Source organism: Arthrobacter sedimenti (genome assembly GCF_042652025.1).
GTDB classification, from domain to species: domain Bacteria; phylum Actinomycetota; class Actinomycetes; order Actinomycetales; family Micrococcaceae; genus Arthrobacter; species Arthrobacter sedimenti.
This window is the reverse complement of record NZ_JBHSDQ010000002.1, coordinates 180,425-199,125: the sequence shown is the minus strand read 5'-3', so window position 1 is coordinate 199,125 and position 18,701 is coordinate 180,425. Positions and strand designations below refer to the sequence as shown.

Below are 18,701 nucleotides of genomic sequence, written 5' to 3'. Positions count from 1 at the left end.
CCTAGGCTCCGCTGGTTTTCCCTGCGGCGGCGTCCTTGCCGAGGCGCCCCTCCCACTCCCGGTACAGCTCAGCCCGGCGCTCCCTCAGGTACGGCACCTCTTCCCGCGCTGCGCGCACGGCCTCCATGCGAACCTGGGCAAACAGCAGCTCGGGGCCGTCGCTTCCCGCGGCGAGGAGCGCGCCGTCAGGGCCCGCCACCACACTTCCGCCCCCGAACGTGTACGCGTCCTCGATTCCGCAGTGGTTGGCGTAGGCCACGTTCAGCTGGCTTTCCAGCGCCCGGGCACGGATCAGCACCTGCGGCACGGCGTCGAAGCCGGCGGACAAGGCGGTGGGCACCAGGAGCAGTTCGGCGCCCCGGGCGGCTGCTGCACGCGCGGCCTCGGGGAATTCAATGTCGTAGCAGATCAGCAGGGCGGTGCGCACGCCCTTGAAGGTGACGACGGCGGGAGGTTCAGCAGCTGCCACGAATGCCTGGCGCTCCTCGCCGCCAAAGAGGTGCACCTTGGCGTAATTCAGGAGCTCGGCGCCGGTGGCGTCGATGAGCGTAGCCGAAATGTGCCAGTCGCGGCCTGGGGCGGATGCACCACTTTCGCTGCCAGCCACAGAGGGCAGGCTGTAGACGAGCGCTATTCCGTTGCGGCGGGCGATGTCGGCCAGCTGCGCACGGATGGCCGGAAGGTTTGCGGGGTCCAGTTCGGACCGCAGCCTGAGCGGGGCATAGCCCACCGGAAACAACTCCGGCGTCAGCAGCAGGTCCGCTCCCGCTTTGGCGGCTTGACCGGCGGCATCATCCAGGGTCCGAAGATTGGCCTCGACATCCAGGACCGCGGCATTGGCCTGCAGGACGGACAGCAGCATCGTTACCACCTTCTGTATGCCACTCCACGCGGGATGGCTGTGCTTGAGTGTTCTCGCCTTCCAGCCTAGACAGCCCTGTACGGAGTGATCCGGGTCGTTTGGACCCGTCCGGATGGTGTCCGGGACAGAATGCACGGGGCAGCGCTACCAGGGTTGTCCAGGCCGTTGTCTACACGCCTCCGGCCGGCTATGCGTTAACTTCTTGACTACAAGAGCAGCAATAGGGCAATGTTCTTAGCATGTCCGCACCCCCGCGCTCAACGAAGAGCAAGCCCAAGAATCCCGGGTCCCAGTCCGCGCTGCGGCAGCTGAACCAGCAGCGGATCATCGAGACTTTGATGGGCGGCCCCTCCACGCAGGCGGAGCTCGCCCGGCAAACGGGGCTGTCCACCGCCACCGTCTCGAACATTGTCAAAATCATGCTCGACTCCGGCCTGGCGTCCACCGAACCCATCACCAGTTCGGGCCGGCGGGCACTGAACGTGCGGCTCAACAGCAACGGCGCCGTCGCCGTCGGCATCGACTTCGGCCGCCGCCACCTAAGGGTGGTACTGGCCTCCCTCAGCTACCACGTCATCGCCGAGGAATCGGTGATGCTCCCGCTGGGCCACCAGGCGGATGACGGCATCCAAGCGGCGGTGGCCCTGCTGGAGAAACTCCTGCGCGAAAGCGGCGTGGACCGGTCCTCCGTGGTGGGCGCCGGCGTCGGAATTCCCGGCCCTATAGACCGGCGGACCGGGACCGTGGCGCAGGGGGCCATCCTTCCGGAATGGGTGGGCATCAATATCCTGCAACATCTTGAGGAAACCTTGAGAATCCCTGTGTTTGTTGACAACGATGCCAATTTGGGTGCGTGGTCGGAGGTGACCTGGGGGCAGCACTCCGGGGTCAGCAACCTGCTGTTCCTGAAGATCGGATCGGGCATCGGCGCCGGCCTGATCCTCAACGGCGCACCCTATTACGGCAACGTGGGAATCACTGGCGAAATCGGACATGCCACCATCCATGAGCAGGGCCTGGTGTGCCGCTGCGGCAACCGCGGCTGCCTGGAAACCATCGCTTCCACCACCACCATGATCGAACTCCTCAGCCGCGGTGATGACCCTCCGCTGACGCCCGCGGACATTGTCCGCAAGGCCCTGAACCGGGACTCCGCCACCCTCCGCGTGGTGGACGATGCAGGGCTTGCGGTGGGCCGCGCGCTGGGCAATGTGGCCAACCTGATCAACCCCGAAGTCATCGTGGTGGGCGGCCCGCTGGCCGGCCTCGGAGACCTCCTGCTGGACCCTATTCGGAGGGGCCTGATCCGGCATGCGGTGCCCGTGATCGGCGAAACCACCACCCTCACCATGTCCTCGCTCGGCGACCGCGCGGAGGCACTCGGTGCGGCAGCTTTAGTCTTCCAGCATGCCGGGATCCGGAAGTCCTAGACCGTTTCGTTATCTGGCAATTGCGTTAAAGACTTGACGACAATAGCTGTGATCCAGTTTACTTTTGGTTCAGACGGCCCTGCGCTTTGCCGGCCGGACAAAGAAGTCATTGCATTGGAGGGTTAGGGCTCATGACGTCCCAGACCACGCACGCGGACCCGATCATCCTTGAGATGCGGTCCATCACCAAGGAATTCCCCGGCGTTAAAGCCTTGTCGAACGTGAACCTCAGCGTGAAGGCTGGCGAGGTCCACGCCATCTGCGGCGAAAACGGGGCCGGCAAGTCCACCCTCATGAAGGTCCTTTCCGGTGTGTACCCCTACGGGAGCTACGACGGCGACATCGTCTACCAGGGGCAGGTCCAGCAGTTCCGGGACATCCGTGCCAGCGAGCACGCCGGCATCGTGATCATCCACCAGGAACTGGCGCTCATCCCCGAGTTGTCCATCATGGAAAACATCTTCCTGGGCAACGAACCCACCAAGCGGGGCGTCATCAACTGGGCCGAGGCCCGCCTGCGGTCCCTGGACCTCCTGGCCCGCGTCGGCCTGCGGGAAGACCCTGACACCCCCATCAAGGAAATCGGCGTCGGCAAGCAGCAACTGGTGGAAATTGCCAAGGCGTTGAACAAGTCCGTGAAGATCCTCATCCTCGACGAGCCCACGGCCGCGCTGAACGAATCCGATTCCCAGCACCTGCTGGACCTCATCCTCGGGCTCAAGGCCAAAGGCATCACCTCGATCATCATTTCGCACAAGCTCAACGAAATTGAGCAGATCGCCGATTCCATCACCATCATCCGTGACGGCAAGTCGATCGAAACGCTGGATGTGAAGAAGGACGGCGTAGACGAGGACCGCATCATCAAGGGCATGGTGGGCCGCACGCTGGAATCCCGCTTCCCGGACCACACTCCCAAGATCGGGGAAGTCTTCTTCGAGGTCAAGAACTGGACAGTTGGCCACCCCGCCGTCCAGGACCGGCTGGTCTGCAAAAACTCCAGCTTCTACGTCCGCCGCGGGGAGATCGTGGGCTTCGCAGGCCTCATGGGTGCCGGCCGCACCGAGCTGGCCCGCTCCGTCTTCGGCCGCTCCTACGGACGCTTCATCGACGGCCACATTTATAAGGACGGCAAGGAGATCGTCCTCAAGAACGTCCGCCAGGCCATCGACGCCGGGCTGGGATACGTCACAGAGGACCGCAAGTCGCTGGGCCTGAACCTCCTCGATGACATCAAGACCACCACCGTGTCAGCCGCCCTAAAGAAGATCAGCCACAACTCGGTAGTGGACCCAAACCAGGAATTCACCGTGGCCGAGCAGTACCGCAAGTCGCTGCGCACCAAGACGCCGTCCGTCGAGGAAGGCGTGGCCAAGCTGTCCGGCGGCAACCAGCAGAAGGTGGTTTTGGCCAAGTGGATGTTCACCGACCCGGACCTGCTGATCCTCGACGAACCCACCCGCGGCATTGACGTCGGAGCCAAGTACGAGATCTACGGGATCATCCAGCAGCTGGCCAACCAGGGCAAGGGAGTCATCGTGATCTCCTCCGAACTGCCTGAACTCCTGGGCCTGTCCGACCGCATCTACACCATCTTCGAAGGCGCCATCACCGGTGTCCTGACCAAAGAAGAGGCCAGCCAGGAAAGCCTGATGAAGCTGATGACCTCCGCCACTCGAAAAGCCGCCTGACCCTCTGGCCCATCCAGAACCTTCCGGACACAAGGACTGACACCATGAACGCCCTCAAAAAGCTGTTTGGCGGAAACACCCGCCAATTCGGCATGATCTTCGCCCTCGTGGCCCTGATCATCTTCTTCCAGTTCGCCACCGAAGGCCGGACCCTGACCCCCGGCAACGTCATCAACCTCTTCAACGGCAACTCCTACATCCTGATCCTGGCCATCGGCATGGTCCTGGTGATCATCGCAGGCCACATCGACCTCTCCGTCGGTTCGGTTGCGGCATTCGTCGGGGTCACCGTAGCCCTGGCCATCCGCGACTGGGGCATCCCCTGGTGGGCCGGAATCCTGCTGGGCCTGGTCCTCGGCGCCATCATCGGTGCCTGGCAAGGCTGGTGGACGGCGTATGTCGGCATCCCCGCCTTCATCGTCACCCTGGCCGGCATGCTCCTCTTCCGTGGCTTCAACCAGTTCGTGGGCAAGTCCAACACCATCCCCGTACCAAATGACTTCCAGTTCATCGGCTCCGGCTACCTCCCCGAGGTGGGACCGAACACCGGCTACAACAACCTGACCCTGCTGCTGGGCATCGCCGTCGTAGCCTTCGTCGTGGTGGGCGAACTGCGCTCCCGTGCCCGCGCCAAGGCTTTGGGCGCCGAAGTTCCCGAGATGTGGGTGACCGTGCTGAAGCTGGTCCTGGTCTGCGCTGCCATCCTCTACGCCACGTACCTGTTTGCCACCGGCCGGCCCGGCACCTCCTTCCCCATCCCCGGCCTCATCCTGGCCGTCCTGGTGCTCATCTACGGCTTCATCTCCTCCCGCACCATCCTGGGCCGGCACGTCTACGCCGTCGGTGGCAACCGCCACGCGGCCGAACTCTCCGGTGTCCAGTCCAAGAAGGTCAACTTCCTGGTCATGATGAACATGTCCATCCTGGCCGGCCTGGCCGGCATGATCTTCGTGGGCCGCTCCACCGCATCTGGCCCGTTCGACGGCGTCGGCTGGGAACTGGACGCCATCGCGGCAGTCTTCATCGGCGGCGCCGCAGTCACCGGCGGTGTTGGCACCGTGGTCGGCTCCATCATCGGTGGCCTGGTCATGGCAGTGCTCAACAACGGCCTGCAGCTCCTCGGCGTCGGCGCCGACCTCACCCAGATCATCAAGGGCCTGGTGCTCCTGATCGCCGTCGCCTTCGACGTTTACAACAAGTCCCAGGGCAAGCGCTCCATCATTGGCATGCTGACCAGGAACATGAACCGCCCCACTTCCGGGCCCAGCAACCCCATCCAGCCCGACGAAACCACCTCCACCAAGGAAGCGATCGCCAGGGAAGCCTGAAGTTTGCAGCCTGAATACCGTTCCATCACACAAAGAAAGAGAACCAACAATGCGAATGTTTGGTAAAGCAGGAAAGGCCGCAGCAGTTGCTGCCATCGCAGCACTGGCGCTGACGGGCTGTGGCCGCAATGACAGCGGCTCGTCGGGCGGAGCCAGCGGAGGCGCTGGCGGATTCGACCAGAACTCCTCCATCGGCGTCGCCCTTCCGCAGAAGACCAGTGAAAACTGGGTCCTGGCCGAGAAGCTCTTCAACGACGGCCTCAATGGCGCCGGGTTCAAGGCTGACGTCCAGTTCGCCAACGGCGGCGTTTCGGAGCAGCAGAACCAGATCAGCGCCATGGTCACCAAGGGTGCCAAGGTCATCATCGTGGGTGCCATCGACGGCTCCCAGCTTGGCACCCAGCTCAAGCAGGCCAAGGACGCCGGCGCCACCGTTATCGCCTACGACCGCCTCCTGCTGAACACCGACAATGTGGACTACTACGTGGCCTACGACAACTTCAAGGTTGGTGTGCTCCAGGGCCAGGCGCTGCTGGACGGAATGAAGGCCAAAAAGCCGAATGGCCCGTACAACATCGAACTGTTCGCCGGTTCCCCTGACGATGCCAACGCCAAGGTGTTCTTCAACGGCGCCATGAGCGTCCTGAAGCCCAAGATCGACGACGGCACCCTCAAGGTTGTCTCCGGACAGACCAGCTTCGAGCAGGCCGTGACCCAGGGCTGGAAGGCAGAGAACGCCCAGCGCCGCATGGACACCCTGCTCAGCGGCAGCTACACCAGCGCGAACGTTGACGGCGTCCTGTCCCCCAACGACACCCTGGCCCGCGCGATCCTGACCTCGGTCAAAGCCGCAGGCAAGCCGATCCCGGTGGTCACCGGCCAGGACTCCGAGGTTGAGTCGGTCAAGTCCATCCTCGCCGGCGAGCAGTACTCCACCATCAACAAGGACACCCGCAAGCTCGTTGAGCACGCCATCACCATGGTGAAGGACCTGCAGGCCGGCAAGAAGCCTGAGGTCAACGACGACAAGTCCTACAACAACGGCAACAAGGTGGTTCCCGCCTACCTGCTGGAGCCGGTCATCGTGACCGCCGCCAACGTCAAGACGGCCTACACGGACGATCCCGTACTCGGCCCGATCACCAAGTAACACCTTCCATACAGGAACAGCCCGGTCCCCTCATGGGGACCGGGCTGTTCCCTTTAAACGGGCGTTCGCGCTCCTGTTACTGCTTAACGGTCATGACTCCCGGCCCGGTGAACTGCAAGGCATGGTTCTTGACCGCCTGCGGGGTGGTGAACGCTTTGTAGTCGTAGACATCCGCCGGGTTCCAGCCCACGTCCGTAGTGAATTCCCAGCCCGTCCAGTCGGGAGCGGGTACGCCGCTGGCCTCGGCTTCGGCTAGCGCCGTTTCCCGGTGCTGCTCGAAGGAGGCCCGGGCGATCGCATCGAGATCCGCCCGCTTGCCGTTGAACCAGGAGCCCGCGTCGCTGAAGCGATGGCCGTTGTAACTGCTGACCATGATCGACGGGTCGGCGCCGGGCCCGGTCAATTCGAAGGCATTGCGTTCGGAGAAGATCCGGGACTCGTAGCCGGCTCCCAGGAAGTAGCTGCTCCCGCCCTGGGCTTCGCTGGTGAGCGGGTAGTGGGGATCGTCGGTGCTCCCCGTGAAGTAGTTGTTGACCACGTGCACCTGGCCGAACCGGACGCGGGGCGCACGTTGCTGCAGGTTTTCGAAGTAGTTGCCGAAGTAGCTGACCCGCAGCTTGCCGCCATCCTTGTCCACGTGTTCGTCGCCGGAACCAAGCAGCATGGTCTTGTCATGGTTGGAAAGCCTGCTGTTGGAAATCGTCACGAAATCCGTGCCGTCCTTGAGGTCCAACAGACCGTCGTGGCGGTTGGCAGGCTTGCCGTTGGGGCCGAGCGGCGCCTCATTGTCCGGAAAGCGGCCATCGGTCAGACGCACGTGGTCGATCCAGAGATGGTCGGACGTCACAGAGGAAACAGCATCGAACCGCGCGTTCCAAGCACCGTTTCCGTCGTCGGGTGACCAGGTCGTGAAGTAGTCGACCGGAGCCTCAACACTCAGGTTCCGGAGCACGACGTTCGTGGCGCTTAGGATCACGATATTGGCGCCCACGAAGCCTGAGTCCGCTCCCAGCCCGATCACGGTGGTGTTGCTGGGGATGCTGACCTCGATCTGTCGCTTCATGTTGTTGCTTCCGGTCTGCCGCAACTGCCGCTGCTTCTTGCAGTAGTCAAAGGTCTGGTCGCTCCACACCTTGCCGTCCGGACCGAAACAGGAGATGTACTTGGCAATGTCGTAGCCTGCTGCGTAGTCCTGCTCGCCAAGGATGCGTCCGTCCAGTGCTTGGTTTCCGTCGATGGTTCCCTTGACGTAGATGACCTTGGATGCAGTGGGCTGGCCGCTATTGGCCAAGGCCGCTTTCAGCTCACTGAGCGTGCCTACTTCGTAGCGGCTTCCGGCAGGTGCGCCGGCGCCGCCGTCTGTCCCACGTCCGACGGCGGCCCAGCCGGTAGGTGCCGGATCGTCGGCTTTGATGACTCCACCTCCCGTCGGGGCAGGGCTGGCCGGGGCAGGAGCCGCCAAGACAAGCCCGGCGGCGAGAGCAGTGGCCACGGAGGCTGCGACTACGCCAGCCCTGCGGAGTCGACTGTTTAAAGGCGTTGAGATTGGAGACTTCACTTCGGACTTCATTGGCCTGATTTCCGGCATGCCAAACAGATCACATGCCTTGGTATGTGCTGCGTCGGGTTGAAAGTGTCGCTTCTGAGAAACCGCTTTCTGATGCGGCCCTTAATTTCTACGTTCCCATGACAAACCTGTCAAGAGCCCTTCACAGCCCAAACACAGCTTCGGCCGGACACCTGCACAGGATGCCCGGCGAAGGTTGATGCGAAGCCGGCCCTCCGCGCCGGCCCCTGAGTCGTAGGAGTAACGTGAGCGTCCTTGCCCGAAGCGTAGGCAATGCCTTCAGAAACAAGGTCCGCACCGCAGCCGTTGTTGCGGTGCTGGCCGTCGCCATCGGACTGGCCCTGGCCATGCTGGTGGCCAACCAGGCGGTCGGCGCCAAAGTCCAGGAGCTCAATGCCTCCGTCGGCACCGTCCTGACCGTCAACCCCGCCGGCGGGCAAGGCTTCGAAGGCGGCGGTGAGCCGCTCACCACCGGCCAGGCAACCACCGCCGCGGGCGTTCCCAACGTCAGCGCCGTCGTCGGAACCTCCTCACTGCGCCTGCGGAATGCAGCAGCGGCGGCAGCGCAGGCGTCCAGCCAGGCAGGACAAACCGGCCAGGCCCGTTCCGGAGGACAGGCTGCCCCCGGCGGCCAGGCCGCAGCCACCCTGACCACCAGCCTTACAGCCGCAGTGGATGCCGGCACTCTGGGCAACCGCAACCAGCAGGCCAACGGGACCACGGGTTCCACCGGGACCGCCCAGCAGCCCAGGGCACTGCCGATCACCGCCACCGGCATCGGAGCCGAGGTGGACACCACGGGCAAGGCACTGAACATCACCCAGGGCTCGGGTCTTGGTGACTACACGGCAGCATCCACCGGGGCGCTGCTGGGCACCACGCTCGCGGAGAAGAACAACCTCACCATCGGGTCCACCTTCACCATCAACGACCAGGCCTACACGGTTTCCGGTCTGTTCGACGCCGGCACCGCCTTTGGCAATAACGCCGTGTACGTCACCCTTCCCACCGCCCAGACCCTCGCCGGAACGCCCGGTGAACTGTCCAGCATGATCGTCACCGTCAACTCCATGGACAACGTCGCCTCCACCAAGACGGCGCTGCAGGCCGCCCTGGGCACCGACAAGGCCGATGTCAGCCAGGGCCAGAACCTGCAGACCGCCGTCAGTTCCCTGGACAGCGTCAAGAACATCTCCTTCATCGCCTTCATCGCCGCGCTGGGCACGGCCGGCCTGATCATCCTGCTCATCATGGTGATGCTGGTCCGCGAGCGCCGCCGCGAAATCGGCGTGCTGAAGGCCATCGGGGCGCCCAACCGGACCATCGGGCTGCAGTTCGTCCTCGAAGCACTCGTCCTGGCGGCCCTGGGCAGTGCAGTCGGCGCAGCCATCGCATCCTTTGCCAGCGGCGGCATTGCCTCCGCCCTGATCAGCAGCAACAGCACCACGGCTTCTGCCACCGCGGGCCGCGGTTTCCCTGGCGGGGCAGCCGGTGCAGGGGGCTTCCGCGGTGGCCAGGGTGGACCCTTGGGCGGCGCTTCCCAGCTGCTGAACTCCGTGACCGCAAGTGCGTCCCCCGGTGTCATCGCCGGCGGTATCGCGGCCGTGTTTGGCGTCGCGATCATCGGCGCCCTGGTTCCCGCGCTGCTGACAGCGCGCATCCGTCCCATCGAAGTCCTGCGAGGAGAATAGCCATGATTGAAGTCAAGCACCTGGTCCGCACCTTCAACTCCGGCGACCGCACGATCAAACCGGTCAACGATGTCAGCTTCGTCCTCGAGCAGGGCACCCTCGCCTCGATCGTAGGCAAGAGCGGCAGCGGCAAAAGCACCCTGTTGTCCCTCCTGGGTGCGCTGGACAAGCCCACCAGCGGAGACGTCGTCGTCAACGGCGTCAGCCTGGCCAGCCTGCCGGACAGCAAGCTGACCGAGTACCGCCGCCGGGACATCGGCTTCGTGTTCCAGCAGTTCAACCTGATCCCCAACCTGTCCGCCGTGGACAACGTCATGCTCCCCATGGAGTTTGCAGGGGTCCGGAAAGGTGCCAGGCTGCAGCGCGCCCAGGAACTGCTGGAACAGGTCCAGCTGGATCCGTCCAAGCACGAACGGCGCATCAACAGGCTCTCGGGCGGCGAGCAGCAACGCGTCGCCATCGCCAGGGCACTGGCCAACGAGCCCAAGCTGATCCTCGCCGACGAGCCCACGGGCAACCTTGACGAGCAAACCGGGGACCACATCATCGAACTCCTCAGCTCACTGAGCCGCGACCACAACACCACCATCCTGGTGGTCACCCACGACAGGGTCCTTGCGAACAAGACCGACCGCCGCTTCCGGCTGCAGCAGGGCAAGCTGACGGAAGAACCGGTGCGGGACCGGGCGGTGGCTGCCACCGCCTGACGCGCGCAAAAGGGGCCAAATGTGGGGCAGTCGCTTCCATCTTTGGCCCCTCGTCGTTTCCTTCTCCGCGCGGCCGGAAATTCCCCGTTCCTTCCGCACCCCTGTGACAGGATGGCAGCTATGACTGCTCCCATCGCCACGCCATGGCTGTCCAGCCAGCCCGACCAGGATCCCCGCGCCGCAACCGGGACTCCCCTGCGCTGGGGAATCGTTGCAACCGGCAGCATTGCCCGCGCCGTCTCACAAGATCTGGCGCTGCTGGAAGACGCCGAGCTGTATGCGGTCAGTTCCAGGACCCAGGACACCGCCGATGCATTCGCCGTGGCTTACGACTTCGCCAAGGCGTACGGGGACGACGGCGGTGTGCCCGGCTACCAGCGACTGCTGGCTGATGACGCCGTGGATGTTGTATACGTTGCCACGCCGCACGCACAGCACCATGAGATTGTCCTGGCCGCCCTCAACGCCGGCAAGCACGTACTCTGCGAGAAGGCCTTCACCATCAATGCGCGGGAGGCAGCCGAGCTTATCGACGTTGCGCGCAGCCGGAAGCTTTTCCTGATGGAGGCGGTCTGGAGCCGGTTCCTGCCTTCCATGCAGCGGGCTTTCGAGATCGCAGCCTCCGGAGAACTGGGCGACATTCACTGGGTTTCGGCAGACCTTGGCTTTCCGGCACCGTACTCCCCCACTGCCAGGCTGTGGGCGCGGAATGACGGCGGCGGCGCCCTGCTGGATCTGTCCGTCTACCCGCTGTTGTGGGCGCTCGGCACGCTTGGCTTCCCGCAAACCGTCAGCGCCACGGGCGTGGTCAACGACGATGGCGTTGACGCGCAGAATGCCATGACCCTTGGCTACGACCACGCCGCCCAGGTCCAGCTCACCTCCTCGCTCCTGGCCCACGGCCCCCGCACGGCCACCGTGGCGGGTAGCCTCGGTTTCCTGCAGAGCGTGGGTTCCATCAACAACCCGCGTGAGCTTCTCATCGCCAAAGGATGGGAGGACCGCCGGACGGAAAGCTTCGACGTCGTGGGCAAGGGTTACGCCTACGAACTGCGCGAGGTAGTGCGCTGCATCCAGGAGGGACTGACCGAAAGCCCGGTCATGCCCCTGGAGGACACATTGAACACCATGCGCCTTTTCGACGGCGTCCGGGCCCAGCTCGGAGTCACCTACCCAAACGACAGGCATTAGGAAGGCTTCGGAAAAGGGGCGTACGACGGCGGCGCTGCAGCTTGCGGAGTCAGCGTCAGCAAGGTGGTGGGTTGTCTTGGCGTTTGACACTTTTCGAGCGTGTTCCCACCATTTGTAAAATCCCTTTAGAAGATGCTGGACTTCCAGCAATAAGCAGTCTTAGTATTTAGGGGCATCAATTGCACCGGTCACTGGGGGGTGGTACGCATGGCTCGTATGAGTTCGCCATGGCGTGCCGTGCGCCCGGCGCTCCTTGCCGGAGCCGCCGCAGTGACCTGGTTGACGCTTTCTTCCACCGCTGCTTCCGCGGACACCGGGCCCGACTCCTCGTCCCTCCTTGGCGGCGTCACCAGTTCGGTTTCATCCTTGGCCCATGATCTTGCGGACACCGTTTCCCCGGCTCCTCTGGGTTCCCCGGCCGGCCCTGCTGCAACCTCCGGGCTGTTGCAGCCCGTGGTAACCCAGGTTTCCGGACTTGCGGACAACCTCATCGCCTCCGTCCCGGTGGTGGACAAGGTGGTTCCTGCGGGAACGGTCGCCACTGTTTCGGCTCCCCTTGTTGAAGTCGCCGACGGCGTGACAGCGGGTGTGGTGCAGGTTGTCGTAGATCCTGCAGCCGATGCGGTTCCTGTGCTCGAACCGGTACTCCAGCCCGTTTCCGATCTTCTGACCGGTGCCGCCCCGCTGCCCGTCCCGCTTCCCGAACAGCCAGTTGACCTCCAGCAGCCAATTGAGGCAATCCAGGTGGAGCTCCCGGCTGCGGAAACTCCTGCTCCTGCGGGGGCTCCTGCGGCGGCGGAAGCATCCGAAGACGTCCTCCAGCCGGCCACCGAAGCGGATCAGGACGCTCTGGCTTTGGCTGGCCCACCGTCAGCCGTCGGCGGCGTAATCCCGGAAACCCGGGGAGCTGCTGCCCTCGCTGCAACCTCCGTCCTGCATACGGAGGTGTCCCGCCTTGGTGACCCCGTTGCGGATGAGCCTCTTTCTGCTGACCCGGCCCCGCTGCCTGCAAACGCTCCTGCGCCCCCGGCATCCGGCACGGGAAGCGGTGGGTCGGCTGGAGGCCCCTCCGGTACCGCGGCGTGGCTGAGCCCCTTCGGCTTCGATTTCGAACTTTCCGGCGTTGTCCTTGCCGGGGATACCTCTGAGCACGCTCCTGCGCCGGTGTCCTTTGACCCCGGTTCTTCTCCCGACTAGTTGATGCCCCCTGCCCGTTCATGGGCAGCACGTGGCTATGCCGGCAGCTGACCAGCGCCGGACAACATCAACTTTCCAGGAGTAAGCATCATGAACTGCACCCTTCGCAGGGGGCTGCTTAGCACCCTCTTCGCCGGCGGCCTTCTGGCCTTCGGCTGCGCTGCGGCCAACGCCGCGGACACCACCACCAGCGGGACGGACCTGTCCGCTTCCGCCCTCATCTCGGCGGCGGCACCCGCTGACTCGACGTCGTTGGGCCTGCTGGGGGACCCAACGACGGCCAGTTCAACCGGTGTCGCCGCCGCACTGGACGTCAACCTCGGTCTGGGCGGGATCACCGATCCCGTCACCGCAACCACTGGCACCACGGACGTGGCAGCCGCAGTAGACGTCAACCTCGGTCTCGGCGGCCTGGGCGGCATCACCGACCCCGGCACCGGAACCACGGACGGCACCACCGCCGACCTCGCCGTTGACGCCAATGTGGACCTCGGCCTCGGCGGTATCACCACTGACCCCGCAACCAGCGGCACCACGGACGTGGCAGCCGCAGCAGACGTCAACCTCGGCCTCGGCGGCCTGGGCGGCATCACCGACCCCGGCACCGGAACCACGGACGGCACCACCGCCGACCTCGCCGTCGACGCCAACGTGGACCTCGGCCTCGGCGGCATCACCGACCCCGTCACCGGAACCACGGGCGGCACCACCGCCGACCTCGCCGTCGACGCCAACGTGGACCTCGGCCTCGGCGGTATCACCACTGACCCCGCAACCACCGGCACCACGGGCGGCACTACCGCCGACCTCGCCGTTGACGCCAATGTGGACCTCGGCCTCGGCGGCGTAACCACCGGTGACACCAGCGGGCTTGCCGCCATAGTGGATGCGGCCGTGAACCTGGGCCTCGGCGGGATCAGCAGCGGTGACGCGGCAGCCGGAGTAGATGCAGCTGTAGACCTTGGTGCCGATCCGGGCACCGGAACTGTGGGTAACGGCGGCCTTGATGCTGTAGTTGACCTTGGCATTGGCCTGGGACTCGGAGGCGACACCAACACCGGCACTCCCGGCACCACCGATCCCGGTACCACCACTCCGGGCGACGGCACCACCGGCGACACCGGCACGCTTGATCCCGGGACTACCGATCCCGATACCAGCACCCCGGGTTCGAACGACACTGCAGGCGATGGCGGCACCTCCACCGGCGATGATTCCACGGGCATGAACGGCGCCACCGGCAACGGTAACTTCCCGGCAGCACCGGCCGGCTCCACCGCCGTCAGCGGCGCCATTGCCCCTGTCGCAGTTCCCCGCAACACCCCGATTAACGGCAACTCTGCCCTTGCCAACACCGGCGCTGCCCACACCGGCCTCGCCAACACGGGCTGGGACGGAACGCTGGTTCCCCTGGCGCTGCTGCTCCTGGCCGGCGGACTCCTGATGCTCCGCAAGCGCAAGGTGTCGTAAGGCTCTCTAGAGACAGCACAGAAACCGCCCGCATCCGTGCGCTTGAAGCGGCAGCACTCCGCGGGCTGACGGAAGGAGGACAGCAGCCCGGAAAGGAAAAGACAATACAAAACACGTCGTCAGCACACGTGTCCTTGTAGCCAATGGTCCGGCGGCGGAAGCGCTTGAATCCGCCGCCGGGCTGTCGGCGTGTCGGCACGTGAAAGCCAAGGTCAATCGCTCCTGCTCCCCTCCCGCCCGTATAATTTGAGGTACGACAGTGCCGCAGCGCACCGGGAGGAACGGTCATGGTGGCGGAATCGCCTAGCTCCATCAAGAATGAAGTTGTCGGCGGTCGCTATCGTTTGGGTGACGTAATAGGCCGTGGGGGTATGTCCTCGGTTTACTGTGCCCGGGACGAAAATTTGGGCCGCGACGTTGCACTGAAGCTCTTCGCGCCGCAGGCTCCGGATGCCGACGAGCTGAAGCGGCAGGAAGCGGAGATCCAGCTCCTCGCCACCCTGAACCACCCCGGGCTGGTAACGCTCTTCGACGCCGGAATCGATGACCGCCTCCCTGACGAGCCCCGGCCGTTCCTGACCATGGAGCTCGTGGAAGGCCAGGACCTGCGTGGCCGCATCCGGCACAGCCGGGTACCGCTTGAAGAGCTCTCCGTGATCGGCGCCGGGATCGCCGACGCCCTGGCCTACGTGCACGGCCTGGGCATCATCCACCGTGACATCAAGCCGGGCAACATCCTCCTGGTCCAGATCCGTCCGGGCGAGCCGCTGCGGCCCAAACTCACGGACTTCGGCATCGCCAGGATTGTCGATTCCACCAGGCTTACGGCCACGGGCACCATGGTGGGTACCGCCGCCTACCTCAGCCCGGAACAGGCTTTGGGCAAGCCCCTCTCGTCGGCCACGGACATCTATTCCCTGGGCCTGGTGCTGCTGGAGTGCATCAAGGGCACGGTGGAGTACCCCGGCAGTGCCGTGGAATCAGCTGTTGCCCGGCTTCACCGTGCCCCGGAAATCCCCGACGACGTCCCTGCCGAATGGGCGGACCTCATCCGTTCCATGACGGCCATCGAGCCGCTGGAGCGGCCGGCGGCGGCGGACATTGAGACGGTGCTGCGCCAGGCCCTGGTGTCCCCCGCGTCAACGCCGGGAGAGCTGGCCCCCGAAACCACCCGGGTGCTCCCCGCGATGCCCTTCCACCCGCCCACCATCACCGCCGAAGAATCCGTGGACGAGGTGCGGGAGGCGGCAGAGGCAACGAGGGCGATTTCCCCCGTGTCATCCTCCTTGCCGTCTGGGCGGACCCCGGCCCGGGAATCAGCTTCGCCGTCTGGCTCCGCGGCAACCAGCCCAGCCGCCGCCAAGGCGTCCAAAAAGCCGCGGCTGTCCCGGACGCAGCGCCTCTGGCTGGCCGTCGTACTCGGTATCCTGGTGATCACCGCAGCCGCCGCAGCGGTGATGATCAGCATCTCCGCCCGCCCGTCCGACGTCGTCCCCTACCCCACGGTGACCGGTGTCCTGGGCGACCATCTCCAGGAACTTCAAAAGAGCGTGGAACCGTGACCCTGCGGCAGGCATCTCCGAACCGGCTGTTGCTGGCGTGCTCGGCGGCCCTGGTCGCGGCGGCCCTCCTCAGCGCGTGCGCGGCTTCCGGGAACGGCCTGCAGCGCGAAGCCGCCACGCAGCTCCAGGCGCGGGTGCTGGAAGTGACGCAGGCGTCGTCCCAGGACAATCCAGAGTCCGCGCTGCAGGCGCTGGCCGGCCTTGAGGCGGACCTCGCGGCCGCGCAGGCGAAGGGCCAGGTTTCCGAGGAGAGGCGGCGCAGCATCACCACCGTGGCCACAGCTGTCCGGGCGGATCTCAACGACGCCGTGGCCGCGCAGAAGGCGGCTGCCGCGAAGGCAGCTGAGGATGCCCGCAACGCCGCCGGCCAGGGAACGCAAGCCCCCTCCCCCGCACCGGAGGCACCCGTATCGCAGCCGGCGCCTGCTCCGGCGGCAGGCCAGGGCAACACGTCCGGCAACGGCGGAAATGCCGGCAAAAACAACAGCGACAAAGGCAAAGGCAAGAACTAGTCCCGCCGGTCAGCAAGGCACTAACACTTAACAGCAGGAAGCGGGGCTGCGGAAGGTTATCCGGAGCCCCGCTTCTCTGTAACCACGGCTGCCGCAGCAGCCCGCCGCTAGCTCAGGCTGGCGATGACCTTGTTCAGGGTGGCGGAAGGACGCATCACTGCGGAAGCCTTGGCGTCCTCCGGGCGGTAGTAGCCCCCGATGTCCACGGGTGAGCCCTGGACCTCGGCCAGCTCGCCCACGATCGTTTCCTCCTTGGAGGAAAGCTCGCCGGCGACCGAGCTGAACGCGGCGGCCAGGTCGGCGTCGTCCGTCTGCTTGGCCAGCTCTTCAGCCCAGTAGCGGGCCAGGAAGTAGTGGCTGCCACGGTTGTCCAGCTCGCCGGCGCGGCGGCTCGGGGACTTGTTCTCCAGCAGGAAGGTGCCGGTGGCGCGGTCCAGGGTGTCGGCCAGCACCTGGGCGCGGGCGTTGCCGGTGGTGGTGGCCAGGTGCTCGAAGCTGACGGCCAGGGCCAGGAACTCGCCCAGGCTGTCCCAGCGGAGGTGGTTTTCCTTCAGCAGTTGCTGGACGTGCTTGGGGGCGGAGCCGCCGGCGCCGGTCTCGAAGAGCCCGCCGCCGTTCATCAGCGGAACAACCGAGAGCATCTTGGCGCTGGTGCCCAGTTCCAGGATGGGGAACAGGTCCGTGAGGTAGTCGCGGAGCACGTTGCCGGTGACGGAGATGGTGTCTTCACCCTTGCGGATGCGCTCCAGCGTGAAGGCGATGGCCTTGACGGGGGCCATGATCTGGATGTCCAGGCCCGCGGTGTCGTGCTCCTTCAGGTACTCGTTGACCTTGGTGATGAGGTTGGCGTCGTGCGCCCGGTCCTCGTCCAGCCAGAACACGGCCGGGGTCTGGGAGGCGCGGGCGCGGGTAACAGCCAGCTTGACCCAGTCGCGGATGGGGGCGTCCTTGGTCTGGCAGGCGCGCCAGATGTCGCCCTCGGACACCTCGTGTTCGAGCAGGACGTTGCCGGAGCCGTCCACGATCTGCACCTTGCCGGCTTCCTGGATTTCGAATGTCTTGTCGTGGCTGCCGTATTCCTCGGCAGCCTGCGCCATGAGGCCAACGTTGGGGACGGTGCCCATGGTGGTGGGATCGTAGGCGCCGTTGGCGCGGCAGTCATCGATAACCACCTGGTAGATCCCGGCGTAGGAGCTGTCCGGAAGGACGGCCAGGGTGTCGGCTTCCTTGCCGTCCGGGCCCCACATGTGGCCGGAGCTGCGGATCATGGCGGGCATGGAGGCGTCCACGATGACGTCGCTGGGGACGTTCAGGGTGGTGATGCCCTTGTCGGAGTCCACCATGGCCAGGGCGGGGCCGTCTTCCAGGCCCTTCTTGATCAGGTTCTGGACGCCCTCGCGGACGTCCGCGGGCAGGTCCTCAAGGCTGCTGAGGATCGCGGCAAGTCCGTTGTTGGGGCTGATGCCGGCAGCGGAGAGCTGCTTGCCGTAGGTGTCGAACAGCTCGGAGAAGTAAGCCTTCACCACGTGGCCGAAGATGATGGGGTCCGAGACCTTCATCATGGTGGCCTTCAGGTGGGCGGAGAACAGCACGCCCTCTTCCTTGGCGCGGGCCACCTGGGCCTTCAGGAACTCGTCCAGGGCGGCGGCGCGCATCACGGTGCCGTCGATGACCTCGCCGGCCAGGACCGGGAAGGCCTTCTTCAGGACCTTGACGGAGCCGTCTTCACGGACCAGCTGGATGGAGATGGTGCCCTCGGACTCGATGACCACGGACTTCTCGTTGGAACGGAAGTCGTCCTGGCCCATGGTGGCCACGTTGGTCTTGGACTCCGGGGTCCAGGCGCCCATGGAGTGCGGGTTCTGGCGCGCGTAGTTCTTGACGGACAGCGGCGCGCGGCGGTCCGAGTTGCCTTCACGCAGGACCGGGTTCACGGCGGAGCCCTTGATCTTGTCGTAGCGCGAGCGGACGGCGGTTTCCTCGTCCGAGGACGGGTTGTCCGGGTAGTCCGGCAGTGCGTAGCCCTGGCCCTGCAGCTCTGCAATGGCGGCCTTCAGCTGCGGGATGGAGGCGCTGATGTTGGGCAGCTTGATGATGTTGGCTTCCGGCGTCTTCGCCAGCTCACCGAGTTCAGCAAGGGCGTCACCGATCTGCTGTTCGGGGGTCAGGTAGTCACCGAAGACGGCGATGATGCGGCCGGCGAGCGAAATGTCGCGGGTCTCCACCTCCACACCTGCTGTCGAAGCGAATGCCTCGATGATGGGCAGGAACGAATAGGTAGCCAGCATCGGCGCTTCGTCGGTGTGGGTGTAGATAATCTTGGACATGCGCGGGCGTCTCCCT

14 protein-coding genes are annotated in these 18,701 nt (G+C 65.1%); 11 read left to right on the top strand and 3 right to left on the bottom strand.

Annotation, left to right across the window (positions count from 1 at the left end):
* Position 1: 1 nt before the first annotated feature.
* Positions 2-862: a nitrilase-related carbon-nitrogen hydrolase gene (locus ACFO0G_RS06250; protein WP_376976827.1), complete on the bottom strand. Its 861-nt coding sequence runs from the start codon at positions 860-862 to the stop codon at positions 2-4.
* A gap of 239 nt (positions 863-1,101) precedes the next feature.
* Here ACFO0G_RS06250 and ACFO0G_RS06245 point away from each other — a divergent pair, with 239 nt between their 5' ends.
* The 4 genes from ACFO0G_RS06245 (at position 1,102) to ACFO0G_RS06230 (ending at position 6,461) form a co-directional block, all read left to right on the top strand.
* Positions 1,102-2,292 carry an ROK family transcriptional regulator gene (locus tag ACFO0G_RS06245; protein WP_142130729.1) on the top strand — a complete coding sequence of 397 codons (1,191 nt, stop codon included), beginning with the start codon at positions 1,102-1,104 and terminating at the stop codon, positions 2,290-2,292.
* A 131-nt stretch (positions 2,293-2,423) separates the two neighbouring features.
* Positions 2,424-3,983 carry a multiple monosaccharide ABC transporter ATP-binding protein gene (gene mmsA, locus ACFO0G_RS06240; RefSeq protein ID WP_286402724.1) on the top strand — a complete coding sequence of 520 codons (1,560 nt, stop codon included), beginning with the start codon at positions 2,424-2,426 and terminating at the stop codon, positions 3,981-3,983.
* A gap of 44 nt (positions 3,984-4,027) precedes the next feature.
* Positions 4,028-5,311 carry a multiple monosaccharide ABC transporter permease gene (gene mmsB / locus ACFO0G_RS06235; RefSeq protein ID WP_142130731.1) on the top strand — a complete coding sequence of 428 codons (1,284 nt, stop codon included), beginning with the start codon at positions 4,028-4,030 and terminating at the stop codon, positions 5,309-5,311.
* A gap of 49 nt (positions 5,312-5,360) precedes the next feature.
* On the top strand, positions 5,361-6,461 hold the full coding sequence (locus ACFO0G_RS06230) for a substrate-binding domain-containing protein (RefSeq protein ID WP_376976826.1): 1,101 nt from the start codon (positions 5,361-5,363) through the stop codon (positions 6,459-6,461).
* A gap of 76 nt (positions 6,462-6,537) precedes the next feature.
* Here the strand turns inward: ACFO0G_RS06230 and ACFO0G_RS06225 are convergent, their stop codons facing one another.
* Positions 6,538-7,953: a pectate lyase family protein gene (locus ACFO0G_RS06225; RefSeq protein WP_376976825.1), complete on the bottom strand. Its 1,416-nt coding sequence runs from the start codon at positions 7,951-7,953 to the stop codon at positions 6,538-6,540.
* 320 nt (positions 7,954-8,273) lie between these two features.
* On the opposite strand from ACFO0G_RS06225, the gene ACFO0G_RS06220 reads away from it, so the two are divergent.
* From ACFO0G_RS06220 to ACFO0G_RS06190, 7 genes are all read left to right on the top strand, one after another.
* Positions 8,274-9,719: an ABC transporter permease gene (locus ACFO0G_RS06220; protein ID WP_376976824.1), complete on the top strand. Its 1,446-nt coding sequence runs from the start codon at positions 8,274-8,276 to the stop codon at positions 9,717-9,719.
* A 2-nt stretch (positions 9,720-9,721) separates the two neighbouring features.
* Entirely contained in the window at positions 9,722-10,426 is a 705-nt protein-coding gene (locus ACFO0G_RS06215; protein WP_376976823.1) for an ABC transporter ATP-binding protein, read from the top strand.
* Positions 10,427-10,546: 120 nt separating this feature from the next.
* Positions 10,547-11,617, top strand: coding sequence for a Gfo/Idh/MocA family protein (locus ACFO0G_RS06210; protein ID WP_376976822.1), 1,071 nt, complete (start codon positions 10,547-10,549; stop codon positions 11,615-11,617).
* A gap of 216 nt (positions 11,618-11,833) precedes the next feature.
* Positions 11,834-12,814: a hypothetical protein gene (locus ACFO0G_RS06205; RefSeq protein WP_376976821.1), complete on the top strand. Its 981-nt coding sequence runs from the start codon at positions 11,834-11,836 to the stop codon at positions 12,812-12,814.
* Between the two features lie 90 nt (positions 12,815-12,904).
* On the top strand, positions 12,905-14,284 hold the full coding sequence (locus tag ACFO0G_RS06200; RefSeq protein WP_376976820.1) for a hypothetical protein: 1,380 nt from the start codon (positions 12,905-12,907) through the stop codon (positions 14,282-14,284).
* 287 nt (positions 14,285-14,571) lie between these two features.
* The gene (locus ACFO0G_RS06195; RefSeq protein ID WP_286402711.1) at positions 14,572-15,846 is read left to right on the top strand and encodes a serine/threonine-protein kinase; all 1,275 of its coding nucleotides are present in this window, start codon (positions 14,572-14,574) and stop codon (positions 15,844-15,846) included.
* Entirely contained in the window at positions 15,843-16,358 is a 516-nt protein-coding gene (locus ACFO0G_RS06190) for a hypothetical protein (RefSeq protein WP_376976819.1), read from the top strand. Before ACFO0G_RS06195 ends, ACFO0G_RS06190 begins: the two co-directional genes overlap by 4 nt.
* Before the next feature lie 107 nt (positions 16,359-16,465).
* Here the strand turns inward: ACFO0G_RS06190 and ACFO0G_RS06185 are convergent, their stop codons facing one another.
* Complete coding sequence (locus ACFO0G_RS06185; RefSeq protein ID WP_376976818.1) at positions 16,466-18,685, bottom strand: NADP-dependent isocitrate dehydrogenase; 2,220 nt, start codon at positions 18,683-18,685, stop codon at positions 16,466-16,468.
* Between the last annotated feature and the right edge of the window lie 16 nt (positions 18,686-18,701).

Coding starts and splice junctions, on each gene's coding strand:
- ACFO0G_RS06250 (WP_376976827.1), bottom strand. CDS start 862: ATGCTGCTGTCCGTCCTGCAGGCCAATGCCGCGGTCCTGGATGTCGAG.
- ACFO0G_RS06245 (WP_142130729.1), top strand. CDS start 1,102: ATGTCCGCACCCCCGCGCTCAACGAAGAGCAAGCCCAAGAATCCCGGG.
- mmsA (WP_286402724.1), top strand. CDS start 2,424: ATGACGTCCCAGACCACGCACGCGGACCCGATCATCCTTGAGATGCGG.
- mmsB (WP_142130731.1), top strand. CDS start 4,028: ATGAACGCCCTCAAAAAGCTGTTTGGCGGAAACACCCGCCAATTCGGC.
- ACFO0G_RS06230 (WP_376976826.1), top strand. CDS start 5,361: ATGCGAATGTTTGGTAAAGCAGGAAAGGCCGCAGCAGTTGCTGCCATC.
- ACFO0G_RS06215 (WP_376976823.1), top strand. CDS start 9,722: ATGATTGAAGTCAAGCACCTGGTCCGCACCTTCAACTCCGGCGACCGC.
- ACFO0G_RS06210 (WP_376976822.1), top strand. CDS start 10,547: ATGACTGCTCCCATCGCCACGCCATGGCTGTCCAGCCAGCCCGACCAG.
- ACFO0G_RS06205 (WP_376976821.1), top strand. CDS start 11,834: ATGAGTTCGCCATGGCGTGCCGTGCGCCCGGCGCTCCTTGCCGGAGCC.
- ACFO0G_RS06200 (WP_376976820.1), top strand. CDS start 12,905: ATGAACTGCACCCTTCGCAGGGGGCTGCTTAGCACCCTCTTCGCCGGC.
- ACFO0G_RS06195 (WP_286402711.1), top strand. CDS start 14,572: ATGGTGGCGGAATCGCCTAGCTCCATCAAGAATGAAGTTGTCGGCGGT.
- ACFO0G_RS06185 (WP_376976818.1), bottom strand. CDS start 18,685: ATGTCCAAGATTATCTACACCCACACCGACGAAGCGCCGATGCTGGCT.